Origin of the sequence: Protofrankia sp. CiT1 (assembly GCF_917627335.1) — a bacterium.
In the GTDB taxonomy this organism is placed as follows: Bacteria; Actinomycetota; Actinomycetes; order Frankiales; family Frankiaceae; genus Protofrankia.
Window position 1 is genome coordinate 1 of the sequence record NZ_CAKJTP010000227.1, and the last position, 4,503, is coordinate 4,503.

The following is a 4,503-nucleotide window of genomic DNA, read 5'->3' on the forward strand; positions in this document are numbered from 1 at the left end:
CGCTGACCCTACGCGGACTGGAGCGAGACGGGCTCGTCTTCCGCGAGGTCACCCCCACCGCGCCGCCGCGGGTCGACTACTCGCTTACTCCTGTGGGCCGGACGCTCTCCATGAAGGCGAGCGAGCTAATCGCGTGGGCCGAGGAGCACCGCGAGCACATCGCGGACGCCCGGCGCCGCTACGACGAGAAAGAAGACTGAGGTGGACGACCTGATCCGAGCGCTCCGCAGTTCCCGGGAGCGACTCAAGAAGCTGGTGACGCCCCTTGCGGACGCCGCTCTGACGCGGCGGAGTCGGCGGAACACATCGTGGACCTACTCGAGGTGGACCTACTCGAGCCGACCGTGAGCCGATTTGGCAAGCCTGCCACCACGCCCGTGAGTGTCGCCGTCACCACCACCGAACCGGACTGCCGCATCCTAACGCTCGGCGTCCCGGTCTCGCTGACGGAGGCGCTGGGCACCGAGGATACCGCCCGGGATCCTCGAACTGCCGGCCGAGGCATTCATCCGCCTCGTCTACGGCCGTCTCGACCCGGCGCATACTCCCGAAGTCAGGATCTGCGGCATCGACCACGAACTCCGCCGAGCGTCTCCTGGTGTGTGACCCGTCGGCATGCCGGTCGGGTGGTGACGGGCACGGCCGTGCGAGCCGCTCAACCATCGGCACCTCTTGCAGGCCCACAGCTTCCGCACCGCGAGCGCCGGAAACTCGGCGGTCAGGTCGGGTGGCCGTGAGTGAGTAGCACGCTGACCATGTCGTCCCGGGTCGGTCCGCCCGTCGCGCCGCGACACCTGTCCTCGTGCCGGTCCGCGTCCCACCTGGATCGCGCCGCGGAGGGCCTTCCGAATCACGGTGGCCCGCCCCCATCCGGAAGGGCTTCAAGGATGCTGCTGTCCATCGGGCCGTCCAGCACCCGCTCCAGCCGCAGCCCGGCCGCCGCGAGCAGTGCGGAGTACTCTGCCTTTGTACGTTCCCGCCCGCCTAGCACGACGAGCATGGTGAAGTCCATGACCTTGCCGCGATGCGGCGTGTCCCCTTCGGGGACGACCTGCTCGACCAGTAGCAGCCGCCCGCCGGGCGCCATCGCCCTGCGGCAGTTACGCAGGATCGCGAGGGCCTGCTCGTCCGGCCAGTCATGGATGATCCACTTCAGGATATAGAGGTCGCCGCCGGTTGGCACGGCAGAGAAGAAGTCGCCGCTCTCCACCGTGCACCGCTCACCCAACCCGGCCGCCGCGATCCGCTCCCGCGCAGCGTCCGCGACCTCGGGCTGGTCGAATACCACCCCGGTCGCCTCCGTAACGGCGTCCAGCACGGCGCAGATCAGCGTTCCGTCACCGCCTCCGACGTCCACGATCCGCCGACCGGAGAAGACGGAGAAGTCGTAGGCCGTGACGAGCCCGCCGGTCTCCAACCGGCTGAACTCCGCCATCGAGGTGTTGAAGACCGCGCCAACCTCGGGGTTCTGCTGCAGGTACGCAAAGAGCGGAAGGCCGAACGTCTTCGGGAACGCGGGCTCGCCCGTACGCAGACTGTGCTCGGCGTCGGAGAAGACCCGGCCGAAGAGGCCGCCGCCTATGACCATGATGGACCGTACCGACAACGGATGGTCCGAGCGTAGGGGCGCCCCGATCTCGGTCAGTGCAAACCGCCCGGGCGCCGGCTCGGTCATCAGCCCGAACCCGGTGGCAGTCCGTAGCAGCCGGAAGAGCGCCCGCGAGTCGGTGGCGGTGGCCGTCGCCAGCTCGGCGACGTCCCGGGCACCGTCGCCGATGAGGTCACCAACCTTCAGCTCGGCGACGAGCCGCACGACGTGGGCGCGGATATATCCGTCGTGCGTTTCGAGCAGCTCGGCGACGGGTGACTTGTCGCCTTCGACGATCCGGCGTACCAAGGCAGTGTCGTGAATGTCCGTGAAGTGCGTGGCCAACCCACGGGCCAACCGCCAGGAGTGGACGAACGGCACCGTGCCCGACATCCCGCTGCGTGCTCCGCACATGTAGTGAACGCCGAAGACCACGACGCGATCGCCCTGCTCTATGAACTCCTGCGGGTCTGGGCGTAGCTCGCTGAAGACGGTCCTTGCCCGAGCCATGAACGCCAGGATCTCCTCATACCCCTTCTTGGTGCCGCCGAGGCCGTAGTCGACCATCCCGTCCGGATGGGTCCACTCGATGTCGGGGGCGAAGGCCGCTAGCGCGGCCTTATGATCGCGGCGGTGAAACGCCTCGTACGAGGCCCGGATGATGTCACTGTTGGACCGCATCGGCGGCCTCCTTCACCAGGTCGGGGAAGTGCGCCCGCAGGGTCCTGCTCAGCCCTTCGCGCCAACCGACCCCGCACCGGCCGATAAGCGCCCTCCGCCGGGTGTTGTCGAAAGCGTGGGTCGCTCGGTAGACCTCGCTGGAGGCGAACCGTGGCTCGATTCCGGCCAGCTCAGCCATGTACGTCAGCATGTCCTGAATGCCGACGGCATCATCGCCGGCCCAGTTGATCACTTGCACTGGAACGGTCGCGGCCTTCCAGAGCAGCGGCACTTGCCATACGACGTCGTCGGTGTGGATGGGGCTGCACAGGTTCTGTCCCCGCGGTGGCACTTCGATCGGCTCCCCGGCCAGCAACCGCCGGAACAGCAGGATCGGCATCCCGCCGTGCGAGTGCGGGCCGTACGCGACGTTGAGCCGCGCGATGGTCGTCGGCAGGTCGAGCGTGACGGCGAAGGCGCGGACAGCGCCCTCGGTGGCGAGCTTGCCGACCGGGTAGGTCGGCAGCCACGGCATCTGACCGCCGAGCGGATCCTCCTCCCGGACCAGATGCTCCGGCGATTGCCCCGCGTAAACCGCGCCAGAGGAGACATATAGGAACGCCTCGGCCCGGCGGCAGTGCGTCATCAGCCGGCCCGCGCCAACGGCGTTGATCTCCACCGAGGCGTCGAAGTCGATGCCGTCGCCACGGTGAGCGGCTGAGTGCATGACATGGGTGAAGTCGTCGGCAAGACCGTCGAGACCGTCCTCGGCCAGCCCGGCCATGTCCCACCGCCAGGTGCGGACGCCAAGGTCGCTCAGCTCGCGCTCGGCGTCGACGTCGGCGAACCGACCGAGGCACCACACCTCGTTGTTCTTGGCGAGAGCCTCGGCGACCGGCCGGGCCACCTGTCCGGTGGCGCCAGTGATGAGTATCTTCTTGCCTTCGATCACGAAGCTCCTCCTTCGCCGAGCGCGTCGGCCAGCTCTCGCCGCAGCGTCGCCTGGAACGTCTGGACATGCTCGGGGCTCATCAGCGTATAGTGCTCGCCGTCCACCTCGATGTAGCGGTTGGGGCGGCGGGTGAAGCCGTCCCAGTCCCGCAACTGCTGGTCGAGCCAGTCCTGCTTGGTGCCCCTGAGCGGTTCGCAGTAGAACACCCGCACCTGCTCGACGGCCCCGGACGGCTCGTAGGCGCGGCCGAGGTGGACCATCGACTGCGCGAGCGCCACCCAAGCGGTGAAGCCTTCCAGGTCGAGGTCGAGTTCGGTCAGCCGGCGGGGCGGCGCCTGCCGGATCAGGCAGGCCAGTTGCTCCTCCTCGCTCAGCGGCGTCAGCCGTTGCGTCAGTTCCTTGACGTCGTCCGCGCTGATCAGTGACAAGAACAGGGCCAGGTTGATCGCTCCGTCGGCAAAGGTGATCTCGTTCATCCGGCCGGAGATGCGTGGCGGCAGGTTGAAGATCCCCACGAAGGCGACCTGCTCCCCCTGCGCCTCGATGGCCTTGGCGATTTCGAAGGCGACCGCGCCGCCGTACGAGTAGCCCGCGACCGCGTACGGGCCATACGGCTGGGTGCGCCGGATCGCCGCCACGTAGCAGTCCACCATCTCGGCGAAGCTGCCGAAGTGGGTCTCGTCCTTGCCGAAGCCGCGAGCCCGCAGCGTATAGAAGGGCCGCTCGTTGACGAAGTACTTCGCGAGGTTGACAAATACCAGCACCTCGCCGAGCCCGGGATGCACGCAGAACAGCGGCGTGCCGTCCCCGATGACCTGCAACGGTACCAGCGGGTCGTAGCCGGAACCGGAACCGCCCGACAGGCGCCGCGCCAGCCCCCGCACGGTGGGGGCCTGCAGGATGGCTGCCACCGGCACGTCGGCCACGCCGAAGGTGTGTTGGATCTCCAACTTCAGCCGCAGCACGTCGAGTGAAGTGCCGCCCAGGTCGAAGAAGCTCGCAGCCGCCGAGAGCGCCGATGGTTCGACGCCCAGCACCCGGGCGTAGATTTCGACGAGGCGGGCCTCGGCGTCGCCGTCGGGCGGTACCGGGTCGCCCAGGAAACGGTGGGTCAGCTCCTCCACCCGCGCGACCGACGCGGCTAGCTGGCCGCCTTCGACGGCGCGGCGCAGCCGGGACCGTTGGATCTTGCCGAGGTTGCCGCGCGGAATATCGATCACGGTAATCGGCAGAATCAGCGAGGGCCGGAACCCCCACCGCATCACGGTACTGTTGCGGATCGCCACGATCGTGCGGTACAGCG

Annotated in this window: 4 protein-coding genes; 1 reads left to right on the forward strand and 3 read right to left on the reverse strand. The window is 68.2% G+C overall.

All coding sequences use genetic code 11. From position 1 onward, the window contains the following. Nucleotides 1-200, forward strand: a 200-nt coding sequence (locus tag MJ785_RS22065) for a helix-turn-helix domain-containing protein (RefSeq protein ID WP_305039928.1), incomplete at its 5' end; no start/stop codon positions are given. Nucleotides 201-850: 650 nt separating this feature from the next. Here the strand turns inward: MJ785_RS22065 and MJ785_RS20460 are convergent. The 3 genes from MJ785_RS20460 to MJ785_RS20470 all read right to left on the reverse strand — a co-directional run. Continuing rightward, nucleotides 851-2,269, reverse strand: a complete 1,419-nt coding sequence (locus MJ785_RS20460; protein WP_239312331.1) for a methyltransferase — start codon at nt 2,267-2,269, stop codon at nt 851-853. Further along, entirely contained in the window at nt 2,253-3,200 is a 948-nt protein-coding gene (locus tag MJ785_RS20465; protein WP_239312329.1) for an NAD(P)-dependent oxidoreductase, read from the reverse strand. The genes MJ785_RS20460 and MJ785_RS20465 overlap by 17 nt, the downstream gene beginning before the upstream one ends. Then, nucleotides 3,197-4,503, reverse strand: a 1,307-nt coding sequence (locus MJ785_RS20470) for a non-ribosomal peptide synthetase (RefSeq protein ID WP_239382398.1), incomplete at its 5' end; no start/stop codon positions are given. The genes MJ785_RS20470 and MJ785_RS20465, both read right to left, overlap by 4 nt.

What these genes read in the sequence shown, in the direction of transcription:
- MJ785_RS20460 (WP_239312331.1), bottom strand. Translation starts at nt 2,269, where the DNA reads ATGCGGTCCAACAGTGACATCATCCGGGCCTCGTACGAGGCGTTTCAC.